This window comes from bacterium (assembly GCA_024228115.1).
GTDB lineage: Bacteria > Myxococcota_A > UBA9160 > UBA9160 > UBA6930.
The window spans coordinates 1-19890 of sequence record JAAETT010000082.1 but is presented as its reverse complement, the minus strand read 5'-3'; the positions used below and the strand labels follow the sequence as shown (position 1 = coordinate 19890).

Below are 19890 nucleotides of genomic sequence, written 5' to 3'. Positions count from 1 at the left end.
CGGTCGAGCCGGGAGGGCGTTCGCCCTGGGTCAAGGACCTTTCGACCCGGAAGATCTGAATCGGAATCCGGAACGGCGGGCTGCGTCGCCCCCCGGCCAAATGATCAGATTTCTACGCTTCTGAGTGAGCGTCTACAACCTCGCTACCCGCAATTCCGTGTAGATTTCCGCCCTGGGCAGTCCGTTTCTGAAAGCGAAAAAGTCTTCGATCTTCTGCTGGAGACTCTCAGTGTAAGCGGCCGGATATCGCCGTTCTTCCCGGGCTCGCCGGCGAGCCGGGGAAGAACGTCGATGTCTGACCGCTTACCTTCGGGACGCGCTACAGCGCCTTGGAGACCCGCCAAAAAAAGATCGACGAAGAGAGCTGCCCACCTTGGCCGGAGAGATCGACTTCCTGAAGATCCAGCACCTCGGTAGCGACCAGATCGTCACAGAAGCCCGTGACCTTTATGGCAGGTGGGACACTCTTGCCCCTGGGGAAAAGCGAGAGATCGTCGAAGCCATCACAGAGAAGATTGTGGTCGGAGACGGGGACATCGAGATCCACCTCTACTTCCAGCCACCCCCACCAACCAAGCTGCGAAGTCCTGAAGATCCTTCAGGAAACCGCGGCAACAAGGCAACGCAACTTCAAGGATTGGCGGCGGCGATCAGCTGAAAGCAGGCGTCGAGCGTGATTCGCCCAACCGCCCGCGCGTGCACGACGCGCCCTTCCTCGAGGATTTGCCGCAAGCTCTCGAGGGCGCTGCGATCGAACTCGGGGAGCTCGTCGAGGAAGAGCACTCCGCGGTGAGCGAGGGTGACTTCGCCGGGGCTGAGGTTTGGACCGCCACCTAACAATCCTGCGCGCGTCGCAGAATGATGAGGCGCGCGGAAGGGTCGCTGGTGAACGGGCTGGGCATCGCTGGCGAGGCCGGCCGCGTCGTGAATCCGTGCCACCTCGAAGCGCTCCTCGCCGGAGAGCGGCGGCAAGAGGCCGGGGAGGCACCGCGCCAGAAGCGTCTTGCCCGCGCCCGGCGCACCGCGTAGAAGAAGGCCGTGGCCGCCGGCAGCAGCAATCAACAAGGCGCGTTTGGCCTCTCGTTGGCCACGAACCACGCCCAGGTCTGAGGCAACGGGTGGATTCGGAGTGACAGGCTCTCGTGGTATGGCCAGCTCGAGGGCTGCGCCGGTGGCGAGTTTCTCGATCACCTCACCGAGATGGCGGGCCAACTCCGGCGGTTCTACCAGCAGCCCGGCTTCGCCGGCGTGGCTCGCCGGCAGGATGACGCGGGAGCAACCCGCAGCCCGAAGGCAGGCCGCCTGGGAAAGCGCACCGCGGACGGGTCGCAAGCGACCATCGAGAGCGAGTTCGCCGACCAGGCCGACGCCTTCGAGAGACGTCGGCGGAAGCGTTCCGCCCGCGGCCAGGATGCCGACGGCAACCGCCAGGTCGAGCCCGGCGCCCTGTTTTCGCAGTGCGGCCGGAGCCAGGTTGATGGTGATCCGGCGATCCGGGAAGGGGAGGCCGATCGCCTGCACCGCTGCACGTACCCGGGCGGCGCTCTCCCGCACGGCCGCCTCCGGCAGCCCCACGATATCGATGCGCGGCAGCTGGGAGCTGATGCGCGCTTCGACCTCGACCGGGATCCCTTCGATGCCGAGCAGGGTTGCACCGAGCACCCTCGCATGGCCTGCCATGGGAGTCTCCGCGGGACCGCGGGGGTGAGCTCGACAGAGTGCATCGAGTGGTAGAAGGCAGGGCCCCCGGAGGAACCCTGCCTTCCCACCTTTGAGAAGCCCCGCCAGGGTTGGGGCATCCATAGGTGAAGTGGTGAGAAGGCACCAGAAGTGTCAATGGGCGAGCAGCTTTCTTTCCGTTCAAGGGAGAATTCCCCCGAGGGGAAGGTATTTTTTCCCCGGGGTTTGAATGCCCATGGCCTGGTGCACATCCTATGTTGGCGCACCCGGAGGACCCCATGTCACGCCCCTACCGCCCTGTTTCGCTCTGGCTCGCTCTCCTGCTGGTCGTGAGCCTGCCCGTTCTCGCTTGTCAGACCACGACCGGCACGGGCCTGGACAAGAAATCGACCCAGGGCGCCATCGCCGGGGCCATCGTAGGCGCCGCCACCGGCGCCGCCGTCGACGACCACAAGCGCGGTCGCGGCGCGTTGATCGGTGCCGCCGTAGGCGGGCTGGCGGGCGGCTTGATCGGGCACACCCTCGACCGCCAGGCCGAGGAGATCGACGCAATTCCGGATGCCCAGGTCGAGCGCCGCGAGGATCGGTTGTTCGTGGCGTTCCCCAACGACGTGATGTTCGATACCGGCTCCCACGCGCTGTATCCGGGTGCCTACAGCCGCCTGGACCGGCTGGTCGATTCCCTGCTCCGCTACCCGGACACGGAAGTGGTTGTGAAGGGCCACACGGATTCGACCGGGAACCGGGATTCGAACCTCAGTCTCAGCGAGGATCGGGCCGACGCGGTGCGCCGCTACCTGATCGCCAAGGGAGTTTCGCCTTCGCGTGTGACCGCGATCGGCTTCGGTGAGGCGATGCCGCTGGCCACGAATGAGACCCGGGTCGGCCGCCAGAAGAATCGCCGGGTGGAGATCGAGATCCGGCCGAGCCGAGAGCTTCGGGAACGGGACCGGGAGCAGCGAGAGGCGAACGAGGGCTACACCCCGGCCGGCGATGACCGTTACGATCCCTATGAGTCGTCCGAGCCCTCGGATTCTGACACGGGCGGTGACTCTTACGCGCCGCGAGACGCCGACCGGTACGACGATCCCTACGAGGTGAGATGACCCGCCAGGCCTGGACCCGTTCCACATGCGCCGTTCTGCTTCTCCTGCTCGGGGCTTTTGCCGCGCCCGGTCTGGCCGAGAACGCGGTACGGGTGCTCGTCGAATCACCGGCGCCGGGAGTGACGGTCGAGGGACACGTCCATCAGGCCCAGCTCACCGGGCGGGCGGCGGCCGCGGGCGAGCGCCCGGAGCATTTCGACGTGATCGTCGCGATCGATGTTTCCGCCTCGACCAAAACGGCCAGCGGGCTGGATGTGGATCGGGATGGGATCGTCGGCGTGAATCCGCACAACGAGCTGCTTCCTCCCGGCAGCTACGACCCGAACGTGCGAAGCACGGACCCCGGAGACACGATCCTCGCCGCGCAGGTCCAGGCGGCGCGCGCGCTGCTGGAGAGCCTGGATCCGGATCGCGTGCGTGTGGGCGTGGTGAGCTTCTCGGGGGAGGTCGATCCGATCACGGGTCGTCGCAAACGGCTCGATCAGGAAGATGCCAGGCTGGAGGTGCCGCTCACCGCGGATTTCCAGGCGGTAGGGAACGCTCTCGGTGCCGTGCTCGCCCGTGGCGCCCACGGTGCGACCAATTTCGCTGCCGGTATCCGCATCGGGATCCGAGAGCTGGCAGGTTTGTCGGGGGCAACCAGCAAGCCCCGCGAGAACGTTCGGCGCGTCATGCTGTTTCTCTCCGACGGCTCGCCCTCATTGCCGGTCGGCCGTGGAAACGTCACCGACGATGGCGACAAGGAAGCCGCGATCCGTGCCGCCGAGCTGGCCCACCGGGCGGGGATTTCGATCAACGCCTACGCACTCGGGCCGGCGGCGCTCCGCTATCCGAAGGTGATGACCGAGATCTCTCGCGTTTCCCTGGGAACCTACACCCCGGTGCAGCGGCCAGGCCAGATCGTGACGCTCCTTCAGGGCATCACTTTCGCGAACGTCGAAGACATCGTCTTCACCAATCTGACGACGGGAGATTTTTCTTCGGATGTGCGGCTTTCGCCCGACGGCGGCTTCACCGGCTTCGTTCCCGTCGCGGAGGGGACGAACCGTGTGCGTGTCACTGCCCTCGCAACCGATGGCACGAGGGGCTCGGTGGAGTTCGACCTCCAGTTCGCCCGTGCCACCTTGCCCGATCGCGATGCGATGGCGGAGCTCGATCGCATCCGCAAACAGAACAAGGAGCTCGAGATCCGGCGCATGGACATGGAGATCGAGGCGTTCCGGGACGAGCAGCGCAAGCAGCTGGAGATCGAGGTGGAGCGCCGCAAGGAAGAGTAGAACCGCTTCCCCGGATGGGCGGCGTGCCTCTCAGTCGACCTCGGCCCGGAGCAGGAACACCCGCTCCTCGCTTCGCTGATTCGTCGAGAGCACCCGGCTGCCACGTTGACCCTCATCCATGCGTTGGTCGATCCCGCCTACGGCCATCGTCTTTCCGGGCTGAAGCTCGACGATCGTCGTGCCGCCTGCAAAGGCCACGTTGCCCGCGCGGTCCACCCGGGCATCGGTGGGCACGAGTTCGACTCGCACGTTTCCATTCCCGAGGATTCGCGGAGTGGCCTCGAATCCCTGCTCGCCCGTCACGAAATCCGTGGCGGCGCGACCGTAACGATCCCGCACCGTCACGGGCACCGTGTGGCCGGCACCGATGCGCCCGGTTTCGCCGTCGAGAATGCGTAGGCTGCTCTCGAGCCGCCGCTCTCGCTCGGTGCGCAGAGCCTCGGCGGAGACCTCCACGCGATTGTCAGGGAAGAGGACGTTGCCGATGCGCACCGAGCCGCCGCCCACCGTCCAATCGACCCGGACCCCCGCCGCAGCGAGCTCCGCCTGGTCTCGCGCGCTCCAGTAGAGCGTGACGCTCCTCTGTCGCTGGTCCTGGGCCTGTATCAGAGCCTTGGCGCGTTCGACGGCCTCTCGGCTTCCCACCAGGACGAGACTGTTCGTGCCTCGGTCATGGGTCGCTGTGCCGTCTTCACCCATTACCGTCTGGGCCAGCGGTACCAGCTCTTCTGCCAGCCGATGCGACGGTCGAATGACTTCCACGACGCGATCCGCCTGAGCTTCCGCCGCAAGCCCGAGTGTGATCACGATCAGGAGTAGCCAACGCGTGAGAACGGCTCGTTCGGTTTTCATGATCGGACCTCCGGGTTCTGAATGACCTCGCCCCTGGCTCGGGCGGCGAAGGCCTCTTCGGGGGAATACACCAGGTGGTGTCGTGCGTGCAGGCCGAAGTAGAGCAAGCCCAGGGCGTACCAGATCGCCGCGCCCACGACGACCTTCTGATACACCTCGTCGACCACGAACAACGCAACCAATGTGATGGTGGCGACCGCCCCGGCAAACAACGCGCCGGGAATGCCGAAGGGGCTCCGGTAGGGACGCTCGATATCCGGCAGGCGAATACGGAGCAATACGTAGGATGCCATTTGAAGGACGTAGGAGATGACGGCACCGAAGACCGCCATGTTCAACAGCACGGCGCCCACCGGATGTTCTGGCCCGAGCAGGTGGATCGTGAGAGCGACGCCGTAGCCGAGCAGGGCCCCCGCGATGAGTGCGCGGTGTGGCGTCTCACGGGTCGCATGGGTGACCGAGAGCCAACGCGGGAAATAGCCGGCTCGGGAGAGTGAGAAGACCTGTCGGCCATACGCGAAGATGATGGTGTGGAAGCTCGCGACCAGGCCGGCCACAGCGACGAGTGCCAGCAGGCGCGTTCCCAGCCCTGCGCCAAAGACCGTGCGGAGGCTGTCGAAGAGCGGTTCCTCCGAGGCGCCGAGCGCTGCCGCACCGGGGGCAATGCCCGCGGATAGAATGAGCGTCGCGAACGCGCAGACGACGAGAGTGAGCAGGCCGAGGAGGATGCTTCGGGGCATGTCCCTCTTGGGGTCGTGGCTTTCCTCCGCCGCGAGGGGCAATTCCTCGATCGCGAGGTAGAACCAGATGGCAAAGGGCAGGCACGCCAGCACTCCCTTCCAGCCGAACGGAAGGAAGGTGCTGCCCCCCGCCGCCGGCTCTACGTCGAAGGCGAAGCGCGCGAGGTCGAGTTGAGGAACGGCTGCGATATAGAAGATGACGAGGACGCCAAGGGCCAGAGCCGTGATGGCGATGGTGAAGCGGAAGGTCGTCTCCACGCCGGCGACGTTCAGCCCCACGAATACCGCGTAGGCCCCCGCCCACCAGAGCGGCTCCCATGCCTCGGCTGTTCCGAAGATGGCGCCAAGGTAGCTGCCGATCGCGACCACGATCACAGCGGGCGTCAACACGTACTCCATGTTCTCGGCCATGCCCGTGATGAAGGCCCCCCAGGGCCCCATGGCCGAGCGGGCGAAGGAGTAGGCACCACCGGTATGCGGCAAGCTCGGTGACATCTCTGCGATGCTGAAACAGAGCCCGACGTACATCGCCGTGATGATGATCGTCGCGATGAGGAGCCCGCCGAAGCCACCCGCCGCCAGACCGAAGTTCCAGCCAAAGAAATCGCCAGAGATGACGGCGCCGACACCGAGTGCCCAGAGTGAGGCCACACCGGCATGGCGGCGGAGGCCGCGTTCGGCGAAGTACTCCGAACCGACGGGTTGGTACTCGACGTTTCCCGGCGGTCCTTTCTCCATCCTTCCCCCTCCGCCGGAGCCTAGCCGCCGGTATGCTCCATCCCATCCGATGTGGAGTGACGCGTGAGAGCCGGTACGAGCAGCATCCCTCTTCCGCTGGAGATCGGGACGGAAATGATGGGCTACGGCGCACGGCAGGGGACGGCCCGCGAGCTCCACGATCCCCTGCACGCACGCGGCCTCTTCTTGTCGGCGGAGGCCAGTGTGCTGCTGGTTTCGCTCGAGGTCTGCCTCATCGCGCCGAGCCAGGCACAGCAGGTGGCGATGCAGATTGCCGAGCAGACGGGCCTGCCTTCCGAGAATGTCGTCGTGACGTGTATTCACACGCATTCCGGCCCGGATACGGGCCTGGCGGCGCTCCTGGGTGGAGTGGAGCCGCCGCCCCATGTGAAAGAGCTCCTCTCCGCCGCCGTTCGCGCGGGTGTCGAAGCCGTGCACGGCGCCCGGCCGGCGCAGCTGGGAGTTGGCTTCGGTCGCGTGCGCATCGGTCGCAACCGGCGCGTACAGGATGGGCCGTTGGATGATCAGCTCCGGGTGCTGCGGGTGGAGGATCTCGCGACCGGCGAACCCGTGGCCATTGCCTACCTGCACGGTTGCCATCCAACCGTGCTTGGCCATGACAACCTGGCCTGGTCCGCAGATTGGCCGTGGGCGGCGGGCGCCCGGATCGTGGAAGCGTTTCCCGATGCGAATCCGATCTTCTTCCTCACGGCGCACGCGGACGTCGATCCGCGCACGCGCGGCCTCCTGGATCTGGCGATTCCCGCGCAAAGCGTCGGCGAGGGCTTCGATACGGTTCTCGAGCTGGGGAGCGAGGTGGGCGACGAGGTCGTGCGGGTGGCTCGGGAGATCGCTCTTGATGGCGAAGTTTCGATTGGCGTGGTCTCGGGCCGGGTTCGTCTCTCTGCTCACCCGGTGAGCGCAGACCTGCGAGCGGATGCTCTTGCCGCACTGGATCTCCCCGAGGACGCAAAGGCTGGAATCGGGGACCTGTTTCGCATGGAGGCCGAGCGCACAGCGCAATACCCGCAAGAAGAGCGCCGCGAACGGATTGCTCGCGTCCGTCGCTACCTGCGGGATCGGACGGCTCGGCGGTTCGCGTTCGGCGACACACCCGAAGTTGCGGTCCAGGTCCTGCAGCTCGGGCCCCTGCGGCTGCTGGCTCTGCCCTTCGAGCCGACGGTGGATGTCGGCTTTGCCTGGGAGGCGCGCGTCGCAGACCATCCAGCTGCCGTACTCTCGATCGCCGGAGGTTGGATGCGCTATCTCCCTCATTCGCTGAATTTCGAAGAGCCCGGGGCCCACCTCGCCTACGAAATCCTGCAATCCACGTTCGTGCCCGGTGCCGCAGAAGAGCTGTTGTCGCTCGGAGCGAGCCTCGATCCGGAGATTCCTGCATGACAGCGCCTAGCGTGAAGTCCGTTCTTGCCGAGGGCCGCGTAGGCGATTCGGTCAGCATGCAGGGTTGGCTGCGCACGGCCCGCCATTCGAAGGGCCTCTCCTTCTTGGATCTAACGGATGGCTCGAGTCTGGCGGGGCTCCAGGTCGTGGCGCCGCCTGAGCTCGAGAACTACGAGAGCGAGGTTCGGCTCCTCGGAACCGGTTGGGCTGTACGCGTGCAGGGGGAGCTGGTCGAGTCGCCGGGCAAGGGCCAACGTGTCGAGTTGCGGGCTACGCAGCTCGAAATCGTCGGCGAGGCGGCCGACGACTACCCGCTGCAAAAGAAGCGACATTCCTTCGAGTACCTTCGAACCATCGCGCATCTGCGCCCGCGTACCAACTCGCTAGGCGCCGTCTTCCGGGTTCGCAATGTCGCGGCTCAGGCCATTCACCAGTTCTTCCAGGAGCGCGGATTCGTCTGGCTGCATACGCCGATCCTGACGGGCGCCGATGCCGAAGGTGCTGGCGAGATGTTCGAGGTCGAGGGCGGGGAGGCTTTCTTCGGCCGGCCGACCCGGCTCACGGTTTCCGGGCAGCTCGAGGCCGAGATCGGCGCGCTCGCCCTCAGCAACGTCTACACCTTCGGGCCGACCTTTCGCGCCGAGAACTCGAACACCAGCCGCCACCTTGCCGAGTTCTGGATGGTCGAGCCCGAGATGGCATTCTGTGATCTGCGGGGCAACGCGGAGCTGGCGGAGAGTTTCCTTCGCGTCGTGATGAAAGCCATTCTCGACAATTGTGCCGAGGACATGTCGTTCTTCGATGAGCGCGTCGAGAAGGGCGTGGTTGCGGCACTCGAACACGTGGCCGAGACGCCCTTCGAGCAGATGACCTACACCGAGGCCGTCGAGCGTCTCGAGGCAAGTGGCCAGAAGTTCGAGTATCCGGTTCGCTGGGGCGCAGACCTTCAGAGCGAGCATGAACGCTGGCTCACCGAGGAACTGGTCGGGAAGCCGCTCGTCGTCACCGACTATCCGGCCGGGATCAAGGCTTTCTACATGTATGCCAACGACGATGGCAAGACGGTGCGTGCGATGGATGTGTTGGTTCCGCGGATCGGCGAGATCGTGGGCGGCTCCCAGCGTGAACACCGCCACGACGCGTTGAAGGAGCGCATGCTGGCCCAGGGCCTCGACCTCGAAGAGTACGGCTGGTACCTGGATCTACGCCGCTTCGGTTCCGTGCCGCATGCGGGCTTCGGCCTGGGTTTCGAGCGGCTGGTGCAGTTCGCAACCGGGATGGCCAATATCCGCGACGTCATTCCGTTCCCGCGTGTCCCAGGCTACGCGGAGTTCTGAGGTGTCGCTCACGCCCGAGCAGGAGACGCTCCTTGCGAGGGTGACCGACGGGCTGGCGCGGGTGGAGGGCGTCGCGGCCGTCGCTCTCGGTGGCTCCCATGCGGCCGGTACCGCCCGTCCGGATTCGGATCTCGATCTGGGCGTGTACTACCGCGAAGCGCGCCCTCTCGATGTCGCAGGCCTGCGCGCGTTTGCGAACGAGCTCGATCCGAAAGGGGCTTCGAGCGTGACCGAGCCAGGGGGCTGGGGCCCATGGATGGACGGAGGCGCCTGGCTACGCGTCGACGGAGAACGAGTCGATTGGATCTACAGGGATCTCGACCGGCTCTCCCGGGAAATCGATGCGGCAGAGCGGGGCGATCATCAATGGCATGCGGGCCAGCAACCCACACACGGATTCTTCAGTGTGACACTGCTTGCAGAACTCGACGTGTGTCAGCCGCTCCGGGATCGTGAAGGCATCCTTGCGGCTTTGAAGGCGCGGGTCGCGACGTACCCTCCGGCCCTGCGGAGGCGATTGCAGCTCGACTATCTCGGGCTCGCCGAGTTCACGCTCTACCACGCTCGCAAGCACGCTGCGCGTGGCGATGTCTACAACACGGTGGGTTGTCTGACTCGGGCTGCGGGCTGCCTGACCCAGGTCCTGCACGCCGCGGAGGAGCGCTACTTCCTTTCGGACAAGGCGGCATTGGCCGTGTTCACTGCCTCCGACAGGGAGCTCCTCGATGAGATTCTCGGGGCACCGGGCCGGAGTGCGGGTGAACTCGGCGCATCGGTGGATCGACTGGCGGCGCTCTTCGAGCATGTCCGGAGCCGGGTTCCAGAATACGCTTCGAAACGCCTTCCCTGAATCGGCGGCCCTGCTTTGCGCCGGCTCGAGCGCGGAGTATGCTTGGCCCCGAACTCCTCATCGAGGATCCGAATGGAAGCCAAGCGTCGTAGCTGATCGTCTGGTCTGGCGCCCCGGTTCTGCCTGGGCCGCCCCATCCGTGCGCAGGGTCGCCTGCGTGCGCGATCTCCATTTATTCTCGCACCAGCGGCTGCTTGCCCATGCGCCGCCACCGAGGAGTTCTCATGCCTCAGGATAAGCGTGATTTTTCAGACCTCCCCGCTCCGGGGCCCGCTCGCCCGGACGAACTGATCGAAGACCTCGGCGACGGCTTGTTGCTGCGCCGCGCCCGGGAAGAAGACATCGAGGCGATCGCTGCCTTCCAGGCCGTGGTCCAGGCGGATCCGCCTGACTTCGACCGCTACGAACACATCGCGGGGTGGGTGCGACAGCTCATGGACGGCAGCCATCCGAGGGCGCGGGCCCGGGATTTCCTGCTCGTCCATGATACGCAGCGCGAGCTCGTCGCTTCGTCCCTCTGTTTGTTGCGGCATCGGTTTGCCTACGACGGCGTCGAGGTAGCGGCCGGCATGCCCGAACTGGTCGGGACCCGTCCCGACTACCGGCATCGGAAGCTGATTGCGCGCCAGTTCGCCGAGGTGCATCGCTGGAGCGACGAAGGCGGCGACAGGCTGCAGGTGATCGACGGGATTCCCTTCTACTACCGACAATTCGGCTATGAGATGGCGGCTCAGCGATTCGGCGGAAGAATGGTGCCGCGCGCGAATCTCCCGACGGAGCCAGTCGCGGGGCTCTGCGTGCGCGCCGCGGAGAAGGGCGACGAGGAATTCATCGCCCGCACATTCGACTACGGCATGCAGCGCTACCGCCTCATCTGCAAACGCGATCAGGCCTTCTGGGAATTCGAACTCGATGGCCGCTTCGCGTTCTCGACCCAGACCCGATTCCTGAGGATCGTCGAGACCGAAAGCGGGGAGCCCCGGGCGGTCTTCAATCATGTTCCGATCCTCCTGGAGAACGGCCATACCTGGACGCCGTTTCTCGAGGTGGCCGCCGGAACGGGTTGGAAATCGCCTCTGATGGCGGCGCTTCACGACCTTCGAGAGATCGGCGGGGAGTTGGCGGCGGCTGGGAAGTGCGAGCATGCGGGTGCGGGACTGGTGCTCGGCACCGACCATCCGGCTTTCGATGTCCTGGGCGACGTCGGGAAGCAGCGTCGGCCCTATGCCTGGTACATCCGGGTTGCCGACCTGCCGGGCTTCCTGCTTCACGTGGCTCCCGCATTGGAGGCGCGCCTGGCCGCATCGCCCTTCGAAGGTCACGACGGAACGCTCTCCCTCAGCTTCTATCGGACGGGTGTGCGGCTGCGCTTCGAGAAGGGTCGCCTGACGGCTGCGACGCCCTGGAGGCCGAGTACGGAAGAAGTGGGCGACGCGGCCTTCCCCGACCTCACCTTTCTCCACCTTCTCTTCGGTCATCGTTCCCTGAGCGAACTCGAATACGCCTTTACCGACGTGCAGGTGAAGGAAACAGCGCTCGTCGATGCGCTCTTTCCGAAACAGGCGTCCTTCTTGATGGCAACCACTTGAGCGAAGCGTGAGCAGCGAGCCGGGCAAGCCGCGGGGCCCAGGGCCTGCACCGAGGGCAGGAACCGGCTGAATGGCGGGGAGATCAATCGGGTCGGGGCCCGCCACGACGCCTCGCTCGATGAGTGCGAAGACGGCTTCCGTTCGGTTCGCGACCTGCAGGATTCCCAGCAAAGCCTCGACGTGGGTCCTCACCGTCCCAGGCCGCCCGCCTAGTACATCGTCGAGTGTATAGGAGAAGCAAGGCGCGCTTTCTCCCGCGATGCCCGATAATTCCCACCTATGTCAAACAGCCGGGAAGGGGACGAGGCGTTCTCGGGGACTGCCTCCCCAATAGGCGACCGCCGCCTCGCTAGACTTCCAACCATGGCCCGGCCTACGATCTACAACGAGAAGCTCGCTGAGCGCCTGCTACGCCGCCTTGCCGGGGGAGAGACAACATCCGATCGTCCAACGGACCCGACGGGGTGCTTCACGAGCCCGCCCGTCCATCATGATAGGTTCCTGGCTCGGCACGCGAGTCTGCTCGGTCCGGGAATCCAACGGTGCCCAAGGAGAATCCACGCATGCGTGCGTCCATCCTGGTTTTGATCTTCGTGACTCTCGTCCTGGGTCCGGCCGCCCTTGGGGCACCCAAGGAATCGTCGAAGGGAAAGGGGCAGGAGAGCATCCAGGCTCCCATCCCGAAGAGCACGCAGGATTCGTTGTTGAAGACGGCTCCCAAGGCCCGCAAAGGATCGAAGAAGAACAAGAAGAAGATCACCTCGCCGGACGCCATGCGATCCAACGAGAAGGCATCGAATCCAGACGAGAAGAGCGGTGGGGTTCCCAAGGCGGGGCCCATGGTCCAGCGGCCGCCTCGTGCGAACTCGTCGCTGCCTGCCGTACCGGGGGATGCGCTTCTCGAGAGCCTTCCCTTCGACGTGCGCCTTGTGGAGATGGCTCGCACGGGCCGGACCGTATCGATCACCGGGCGAGCCGATCGCGCGGTGTCGGCGGCGGAGTGCTGCGACATCGAGTTGAGGCAAGGTGGCGCGGCTGAAGGCGGACGGGTTTTGTGGCGTGGCCGAGCCCAGGTGATCCGCATCGGCAGCGGCCACGGCTTTATCGCCACCGCGACCTACACCGTGCCCCCGGGCCTCGAGGAGACGCTGACCGCGAAGCTGGTGGTCGAGGACCGGATCGCGGCGAACAACGTGTTCGAGAAGAAGCTGGGCAGCACCACCGTGGGTGGCTTCGTGGGCCTCGCCGGCGATGCCCGGGACGACATCACGAACATCCGAATCGCCACACGCGGAAGGGACTGGGCGGTCCTGCTCGTCGACTATCGCATTCAGAACGAGACGGGCGAACGGCGACGTCTCAAAGCGATCGTCGAGAACTTGCGCGCGACCTGCGTCGACGGTGTCGGACAGAATGTGACCACCCTCCATCGAGACTTGATACCAGGCGAGAGCCAAAGGGGTACGCCTCCGAACCCCATGCTCTACACCTGCACGGGCAGCGAAGACGGTGTCGGTCGCATCCGGGTCGATCTGACGGGAGACGGTAGAATTCTGGCCTCGCGGTCGTTGAGCTGGCGTGTGGACGCCGTCGACGGGTCCATCGATCACCGGGCCGCGCGCACGCGTGAGCGGCAGGACGAGGCATCCGGAAGCTCTTTCGGATCGGTCGATCTAGCCGTTGACCTGGAAGTCACGTACGACTCCGCCGGGCCGTCGGGCGCCCTGGCAACCGTCACAAACCACAGCTCGACCCCGCTTTTCACCGGCGGCATCATCGAGGTCCTGACCGGTCGAACCGGTGCGCTCATCCGCCAGCACCACTTCAGGACCCCGCAGCTAGCAGAGGGCGATACTCACGACGCCCGCGCGAACCTCCGCGACATGGCGAACTGGGGGACGGTCGGGGGCGCTGCCGAGGCAGGTAGCGTTCGCGTGCGAATCGATCCCGACGGCGACCATCACGAGAGAAGCGAGAGCAACAACTCCGAGTCCATCGACACCCAAAATGGGGGCCGGTTCTATCGGCCATCGGCGCGTTAGTGCAGAACCACAACTGCAGCGCCTGCAATCCCAAGGAGCCTGGCCCGTGATCCGCTCTCAAGCGCTTGTGTACCTGTTTCTTCTGGTCGCACTCGTCCTCGCGAGCACATCGGCGAGCGCCCAGCTTGCCGCGACGGGGATCTCGCCGAACCCAATGAGAATTGGGCAGAACGTCGTCCTCGAAGGGAGCGGCTTCGGCGCTCGCGACTCCATGGAGATCCAGTTGGTTCGGGGCGACCGCCGAGGCGCCATCGCCCAGATCAGGGGCGGCCAGATCCGCTCGTGGACAGACACCCGAATCGAGCTCGCCCCGCTCCCAGTCCCGGGTGAGGGCCGCTACTACCTCGACCTCCTCCGGCGGAGCGCACCCGCCGAAGGACGTGGCCTCGGCCCGGACCTGTCGGCCGGCTTGGCCTTCGAGGCCGTCTTGCCGGCGGCGTCCATCGCCTCGATCGGACCGGGGCGCGCGTGTCCCGGAGACGTGCTGCGCATTCGTGGCTCCAATTTCACGGACCTTCGCGGCGTGTTCATGATTCTCTGGGTGAAGGTCGGCGAGGACCGCCCATACACCGTCTCGATTACCAATGACCGGATCGTGCGATGGTCGAACTCCGAGATCCAGATCCGCATCCCGGCGGATCTTCCCGCTTATGTCTCGCCGGGGACTCGCTACCGAATCATCCTCGCCGCCGACGACGAAGTAGTACGCACCGTCGCGAGGAGCCCGATCGCAGAACTACCCGACGATTGCGGAAGCACGGCCGCACCGGGCACCGGCCCGAACGCCCGAAATCGGGCCGAGCTCGAATTCCGAGTCGCGCCGATGAAGAACACCGGCCAGGTCAGCGACATCTTGGTCTTCGGCGGCACCTTCGTCGCCGGCACCAGCCTTGGCGATCGACTCCCCCGACAGTCCGCCCAGGTCGAATGGAAGATCACGCGTGACGGTGGATTCGTGAAGGGCGCCATCCTGGATGTTCGAAAACGCCGCACTCCCTTTCTGCAACGCGTGACTGCCAACCAGTCCGGCGCCTACCGCCTCGAGCTCCGCCTGCTGAGCGGACCGGAGATGATCTTTCAGCCCAACCTCCAGGGCGCTCGCGTCCTGGTCACGGACGTCACGAAAAAGCGCGTCCATCCGGATCAAATCAAGCGAAAGCCGAAGCGGCGGACTCCCCTTCCCAAGCAGCCGATCAAGAACATGCCTGAACTGCCCCCGAGCGGGCCCTAGCTCAGGGCCGATCCAATCCACCCGCGGATGCAGTCCAGTGGAGCCAGGTGCCGATCCACATCATGCTTCGATCGCTCGGGGACGCTGCACTGAGGATTCGCAGGCCGGTCGCTGGGTCATTGCCCCGGCAAGCTGAGGCCGCAGCAAATAGCGGATCGATCGGTGGGTTGGTCGCGAGGAAGGATCGGTTCTCTCCTCGCGGCCCAGGCCCTACTGCGGCTTGCCCGGTGGAACGAGATGGAGGAGTGCGGCGCGCAGTCGAAGGGGTGTGACCGGCTTCGGAAGTACCGGCTGTCCGGATGCACGTGCCGCGTCGAAGCTGGCGCCGGATGTTTGCTGGCTTACGAAGGCAATCGGCAGGTTGGCGAAACGGGTCACGAAGGCTGCGATGGCATCGGCACCGTGTTCTCCGACGGCAAGCTGAAGATCGATCAGCGCGAGATCCGGCGGTCGCTCGCCGTTCCTGGCAGCGTCGAGTTCTTCGAGCTTCCGGAGTTGGGTGATGCTCAGGCCGAAAGCCGCGAGGGCACCGGCGAGTTCAGCCCGACTCTCGTCATCCTCATCGACCACCACGGCATTCAGGTTGGCCATGGCCGTGAGCGTTGGCTTCGGCTCCGCGCTCGCTTCGATTTCTACGGCGAACACGGAGCCCTCGCCCGGCGCCGAGCGGAGTTCGACACGATGGCCGAGACGGTCGGAAAGCCGGCGAACGATGGCCAGGCCGAGCCCGGCTTTGCCAGGGCGTTGGCGGCGATGTCAGCGCGGTTCAACAGGTCGGTGAAGCCGAAGTAACCGGTCTCGACGATCTCGCCCGGGCCGAGGGGGGGGGGGGCTCGCCCGCCTATCCTCCGATGAGCTTCTTGCGCGACAGGAGCCGCCATTTTGAGAATCCGCCGGCTCGCTATAGTCGCGCCCGATGTACTCCTCGATGTCTTCGCAGCACCTGTGGATCCTGATCCTGGCCGTCGCACTCGGACTGGTCGGCTGTCCCTCGTCCGAGGAGCGGGTCGAACGGGCCCAGGAGGCAGTGCCGAAGGCCCTGGCACGCGGGGACCGGATAGCAGCCCAGGCGGCAGTGGCGGACCTGGGCCGCACCGCGCCCGATACGCCCGAGGGGCTCCTCGAGCTGGCCGATCTGCTCGGACAGGCCGGCGAGATGCCCCGGGCTCTCTGGCTACTCGAGACTGGTATGGAGCGCTACCCGGACGACGTGGACGTGCAGCTCGCCCTTGCTCAGGCCGCGCTTGCCCTCGCCAACCCGAGCCTCGCCTTGAGCGTCGCCGCGCGCGTGCCCGAAGACGCGCCCCGGCACTCGGAAGCGCTGCTCTTGCATGCTCAAGCGGAGCTCGGCCTCGGGAACCTCGAGCGCGCCCTCGAGATCCTGCGTCAGGCCGAGGATCTCTACCCCGACAAGCCCGAGACCCGCCTCCAGCGCATCGCCACCCTGACCACCGAGAAGCGACACGACGAGGCGGCCCAGGCCATCGATGACGCCATCGCGGCCGCTTCGCAGAGCTCGGAGTCCACCGCGGCCCTGCGGCGCCAACTCGAGCTCATGCGCGCCCAGGTTCAGATGATGCAGGGCGAGAAGGAGCTGGCCATTGGCGGCCTGCGCAGCCTGGTGGCGGGGGATCCCAGCGACCTCCAGGCATGGCAGATCCTCGTCCAAGGTCTCGCGGCAACCGGGAAGCAAGAAGAGGCGATCCAGCTGCTCGAGGAGCAGCTGGAGGGCGAGGCCCCGCCCCTTGACTACTACATGCTGCTCGCCCCGCTCTACAGCGCCAGCGGCCGCAAGGAAGAGGCCGAGCAAGCCCTCCGGGCCTTGAACGATGGCTCCGACTCTCCGGCTGCCGTGATCCCGCTGGTGAACTACCTGGCGGCCCAGGGTGACAGCCCGGGAGTCGAGGAGGCGCTGCGCGGCGCCATCGTCCGCTTCCCCGACGAAGCCGCCCTGCGCATCCACTACGCCGAGGTCCTGATGGAGCGAGGCGACCTCGCCAGTGCCCGCCGCGAGGCAGACGCGTACGCCGAATCCCCCGATTCGGTCGATGCGTATGAGGAATATCTGCGTGCGCGCTTCGAGCTTGCGGAGGGTGATGCCGCCGGCGCCGCGGAGCGGCTGCGCAACGTTGCTCCAAAGCTGGACCTGGCAACCACGCAGTTCTGGCTGGGCCGCGCTCTCGAGGCCGCGGGCGATGACAAGGGCGCCCGGCGCCGTTTCGAAATGGCCACGCTGCGTGACCCGGGCTGGTCGGCACCGGTGAGTGCCGTGCTTGCGCTGGAGGTCCGTCGCGGCGACTGGGAGGCAGCCGGGACCGCCGCCAACCGGCTCGTGCAGGTGGCTCGGACCGACGTGCAGGGATGGCTCTGGCTTTCGCGCGCTCTGATCGAACTCGAACGAGGCAAGGAGCTGCTCGAGGTCTCGAGCCACGCCCTCCGGCTGTTCCCCGACGAGGCCGAATTCCGGATCTCCCGTGCCCAGGCGCTGCGCCTGCTGGGGCGTCGAGAAGAGGCGCTCGCCGAGCTTGCGAAGACGGAAGGCGCAACGGACGAGGACGGGGGGATCGCAGCCCGGCGGGCGTTGGCCTTGGCGATGCTGGGCTCCCCCGAGGAGGGGCTTGCGATCGCGCGGGAGAACGTCGACGCGCATCCACAGGATGCTCGGGCCCACGCAACCCTCGCAAGCCTCTACTTCTACAGCGGTGCGGCCAGCGACGGCGAGCGCGCTGTCGATCGCGCCATGGAACTCGACCCCGACCAGCCTTCCCCGCTCTACGACCGTTGCCGGTTTCGCACCGCCACCGGCCGCTTCGCCGGAGCGGTCGAGGACTGCCGGCGCTACCTGGCCGAGCGCCCTGCGGACGCGCGTGCGCAACCCCTTCTCGGGGCCGCCCTGGCGGGAATGGGCCGGCGCCAGGAGGCCATCGCGGCCTATCGACGGGTGGCGGAACTCGACGAGGACAACTTCGAGGCGTTGAACAACCTGGCCATGCTGCTTGCCGCCGAGGGCGACCTCGACGCAGCGCTCACAGCCGGCCAGGAGGCCTATCGACTCTCCGGAGAGAATCCCTACGTGGCCGACACGGTCGGCGACCTCTACCTTCGCAAGGGCCTGGTCGAGCGCGCGATCGCCCTGCTCGAGGGCGCCCATGCAGCGGCCCCGGAGATGCCGGACGCGCGCCTCCACCTGGCTCAAGCGTACACCCGAGCGGGCCGCGCTGGAGAGGCGCGCGCGCTGCTCGCAGCATTGGACGCCGAGTTGCCCGCTGGGCACCCCCTCCGCCCGCAGCTCCGGGAGGCCCTGGATGAGGTCCGCTGAAGCCGTCTGCGCGCGGCCCTGCTCCGCGTGGCTATCCGCGCTGCTCCTCGTGTGTGTGTTCGGCTGCAAGCCGCCGCCCACACCCGCCGCCGAGATCTCCGCGCGCCTTGCGGCGTTGGGCACGCCGGACATCGTCTTGATCGTGGTTGACACCCTGCGCGCGGATTGGACCACACCCTATGGCTTCGAGAAGGACACCACACCGGAGCTTGCGCGCTGGGCATCTCGGGGCGTTCTCTTCGAGAACGCCCTCTCCCAGTCCTCGTGGACGAAGATGTCCATGGCGTCGCTCATGACCTCTCTCTGGCCGCGCAGCCACGCCCTCCGCGCCGCCCAGGACGGTCTCGGCGAGGCCGCGGTGACCCTCGCGGAGCTGCTTCAGCAGGCAGGCTACGCAACCTACGGGGTACAGACGAACGGCTGGCTCCACCAGAGCTTCGGCTTCCATCAGGGCTTCGACCGCTACATGTTCCCCTCTGGCGCCCGGGGGAAGGTCACGGTCGGCGAGAAGCCCTCCCTCTGAGCCCACGCGGACCGGGTCGTGGAGGAAGCCACTCGCCTGATCGAGGCCCGAGACGAGGAGCGGCCGATGTTCCTCTACCTGCACTTCATGGACGTTCACGAGTACGCCGCGCCCCGCCGGAGTTCCAGCGCTTTGATACCGACGATCCGGGCGCATACCAGGCGGCGACGTTGTGGACGGACGACGCCGTCCGCCGCGTCCGGGAGGCGCTGGCATCAAGCGGCATGCTCGACCGCACGGTGATGATCCTCGGCTCGGACCACGGCGAAACCTTCGGTGAGCACAGTGTCCATGGACACGCGCGAAACGTGCTGACACCCGTGGTATGGGTGCCGCTGGTGATCCGTCTTCCGTTCACGGTGGAGCCCGTGCGCATTGCAGCGCAGGTCCGCAACGTGGATCTCGCGCCGACGATCCTCGAGATCGCCGGGCTCCCGGTTCCGGAGGGCTTCGAGGGAGCTTCTCTGTTGCCGCTGATGACGGGCGCAGAAGAGTCAGTCGATCGAGCCAACTACGCCGCCCTGGGGGTCCCGGTCTTCCCGGACGCTTCGATGCAGACCGCCCTCAGCACGGGGGCCTGGACCTACGCGCGAAACGAGCCGGCCCGGGCAGACGACCCGGAGGCGGTCGAGTCCCGGGCACGGGCACCCGGAGCCGAGTATCTGTTCGATCGCACGGTCGACCCCGCGGAGAACGTCAACCTCGCCACCCTCGAGGCCGCTCGGGCCGCGCGCATGCGGGGCGAACTCGATGCCCATCTCTCAGTGGATGCCCCAGACGAGGTGCTCGAGAAGGGCGTGCGAATCGACCCGGGGATCGCCGAGAAGCTGCGCGCGATGGGCTACCTGCAGTAGCCGTGCTGCCGGGCATTCTTCGGCCCCACCCCGTCTCGCGGAAGAAGTTTTCCGCTCAAACGGAACGGCTCTTCCCAGGGTATCTCTCTTCCTGCTGGCCCATCACCCCCGGGAGGTCGTAACCACCCGGTTTTCCTGGAAAATTTCTCTCATGGGGATGTATCCAAACCCGGCACGTGATTTGCTTTCCACACACCCATTGCATTGTATTTGTAGTACCCAAGTAGAAATGTCCGGTTTCTCCAAAGTAGAAATGTCCGCTTTTTCCAGTCGCCCGGGGTACCCCCGCGGGCATGGAGACAGTGAGCATGAGCTACGAGGAACTGGATCGCGTGGGCGTGATTGAGCGCG

16 protein-coding genes are annotated in these 19890 nt (G+C 66.2%); 12 read left to right on the top strand and 4 right to left on the bottom strand.

What is annotated here, in order from left to right; all coding sequences use genetic code 11:
- The first annotated feature begins 373 nt into the window (after positions 1–373).
- Complete coding sequence (locus GY937_04715) at positions 374–658, top strand: hypothetical protein (protein MCP5056013.1); 285 nt, start codon at positions 374–376, stop codon at positions 656–658.
- Here the strand turns inward: GY937_04715 and GY937_04710 are convergent.
- Positions 631–1680 carry an ATP-binding protein gene (locus GY937_04710; GenBank protein MCP5056012.1) on the bottom strand — a complete coding sequence of 350 codons (1050 nt, stop codon included), beginning with the start codon at positions 1678–1680 and terminating at the stop codon, positions 631–633. The two genes, GY937_04715 and GY937_04710, sit on opposite strands and share 28 nt — an antisense overlap.
- Positions 1681–1958: 278 nt before the next feature.
- Between GY937_04710 and GY937_04705 the strand changes: the two genes are divergently transcribed.
- Positions 1959–2786, top strand: coding sequence for an OmpA family protein (locus GY937_04705; GenBank protein MCP5056011.1), 828 nt, complete (start codon positions 1959–1961; stop codon positions 2784–2786).
- Complete coding sequence (locus GY937_04700) at positions 2783–4063, top strand: VWA domain-containing protein (GenBank protein MCP5056010.1); 1281 nt, start codon at positions 2783–2785, stop codon at positions 4061–4063. The genes GY937_04705 and GY937_04700 overlap by 4 nt, the downstream gene beginning before the upstream one ends.
- Positions 4064–4093: 30 nt before the next feature.
- Here GY937_04700 and GY937_04695 read toward each other — a convergent pair whose 3' ends face one another.
- Both GY937_04695 and eat read right to left on the bottom strand, forming a co-directional pair.
- Positions 4094–4915 carry a hypothetical protein gene (locus tag GY937_04695; GenBank protein MCP5056009.1) on the bottom strand — a complete coding sequence of 274 codons (822 nt, stop codon included), beginning with the start codon at positions 4913–4915 and terminating at the stop codon, positions 4094–4096.
- On the bottom strand, positions 4912–6393 hold the full coding sequence (gene eat / locus GY937_04690) for an ethanolamine permease (GenBank protein MCP5056008.1): 1482 nt from the start codon (positions 6391–6393) through the stop codon (positions 4912–4914). The genes GY937_04695 and eat overlap by 4 nt, the downstream gene beginning before the upstream one ends.
- 63 nt (positions 6394–6456) lie before the next feature.
- On the opposite strand from eat, the gene GY937_04685 reads away from it, so the two are divergent.
- From GY937_04685 to GY937_04660, 6 genes are all read left to right on the top strand, one after another.
- Positions 6457–7794, top strand: coding sequence for a hypothetical protein (locus GY937_04685; protein ID MCP5056007.1), 1338 nt, complete (start codon positions 6457–6459; stop codon positions 7792–7794).
- Entirely contained in the window at positions 7791–9131 is a 1341-nt protein-coding gene (gene asnS / locus GY937_04680; protein ID MCP5056006.1) for an asparagine--tRNA ligase, read from the top strand. The genes GY937_04685 and asnS overlap by 4 nt, the downstream gene beginning before the upstream one ends.
- Positions 9022–9981: a nucleotidyltransferase domain-containing protein gene (locus GY937_04675; GenBank protein MCP5056005.1), complete on the top strand. Its 960-nt coding sequence runs from the start codon at positions 9022–9024 to the stop codon at positions 9979–9981. Before asnS ends, GY937_04675 begins: the two co-directional genes overlap by 110 nt.
- Before the next feature lie 224 nt (positions 9982–10205).
- On the top strand, positions 10206–11570 hold the full coding sequence (locus GY937_04670) for a GNAT family N-acetyltransferase (protein MCP5056004.1): 1365 nt from the start codon (positions 10206–10208) through the stop codon (positions 11568–11570).
- Positions 11571–12133: 563 nt separating this feature from the next.
- Positions 12134–13612 carry a hypothetical protein gene (locus tag GY937_04665; GenBank protein MCP5056003.1) on the top strand — a complete coding sequence of 493 codons (1479 nt, stop codon included), beginning with the start codon at positions 12134–12136 and terminating at the stop codon, positions 13610–13612.
- 46 nt (positions 13613–13658) lie between these two features.
- Positions 13659–14843, top strand: a complete 1185-nt coding sequence (locus GY937_04660; protein MCP5056002.1) for a hypothetical protein — start codon at positions 13659–13661, stop codon at positions 14841–14843.
- A 210-nt stretch (positions 14844–15053) separates the two neighbouring features.
- Here the strand turns inward: GY937_04660 and GY937_04655 are convergent, their stop codons facing one another.
- Entirely contained in the window at positions 15054–15488 is a 435-nt protein-coding gene (locus tag GY937_04655) for a response regulator (protein ID MCP5056001.1), read from the bottom strand.
- Positions 15489–15771: 283 nt separating this feature from the next.
- On the opposite strand from GY937_04655, the gene GY937_04650 reads away from it, so the two are divergent.
- The 3 genes from GY937_04650 to GY937_04640 are packed head-to-tail and all read left to right on the top strand — an operon-like array spanning position 15772 to position 19539.
- Positions 15772–18162 carry a tetratricopeptide repeat protein gene (locus GY937_04650; protein MCP5056000.1) on the top strand — a complete coding sequence of 797 codons (2391 nt, stop codon included), beginning with the start codon at positions 15772–15774 and terminating at the stop codon, positions 18160–18162.
- Positions 18149–18685, top strand: coding sequence for a sulfatase-like hydrolase/transferase (locus GY937_04645; protein MCP5055999.1), 537 nt, complete (start codon positions 18149–18151; stop codon positions 18683–18685). The genes GY937_04650 and GY937_04645 overlap by 14 nt, the downstream gene beginning before the upstream one ends.
- Positions 18427–19539 (top strand): sulfatase-like hydrolase/transferase, encoded by a 1113-nt coding sequence (locus GY937_04640; protein MCP5055998.1) that lies wholly within the window; start codon positions 18427–18429, stop codon positions 19537–19539. Before GY937_04645 ends, GY937_04640 begins: the two co-directional genes overlap by 259 nt.
- The last annotated feature ends 351 nt before the right edge of the window (positions 19540–19890 follow it).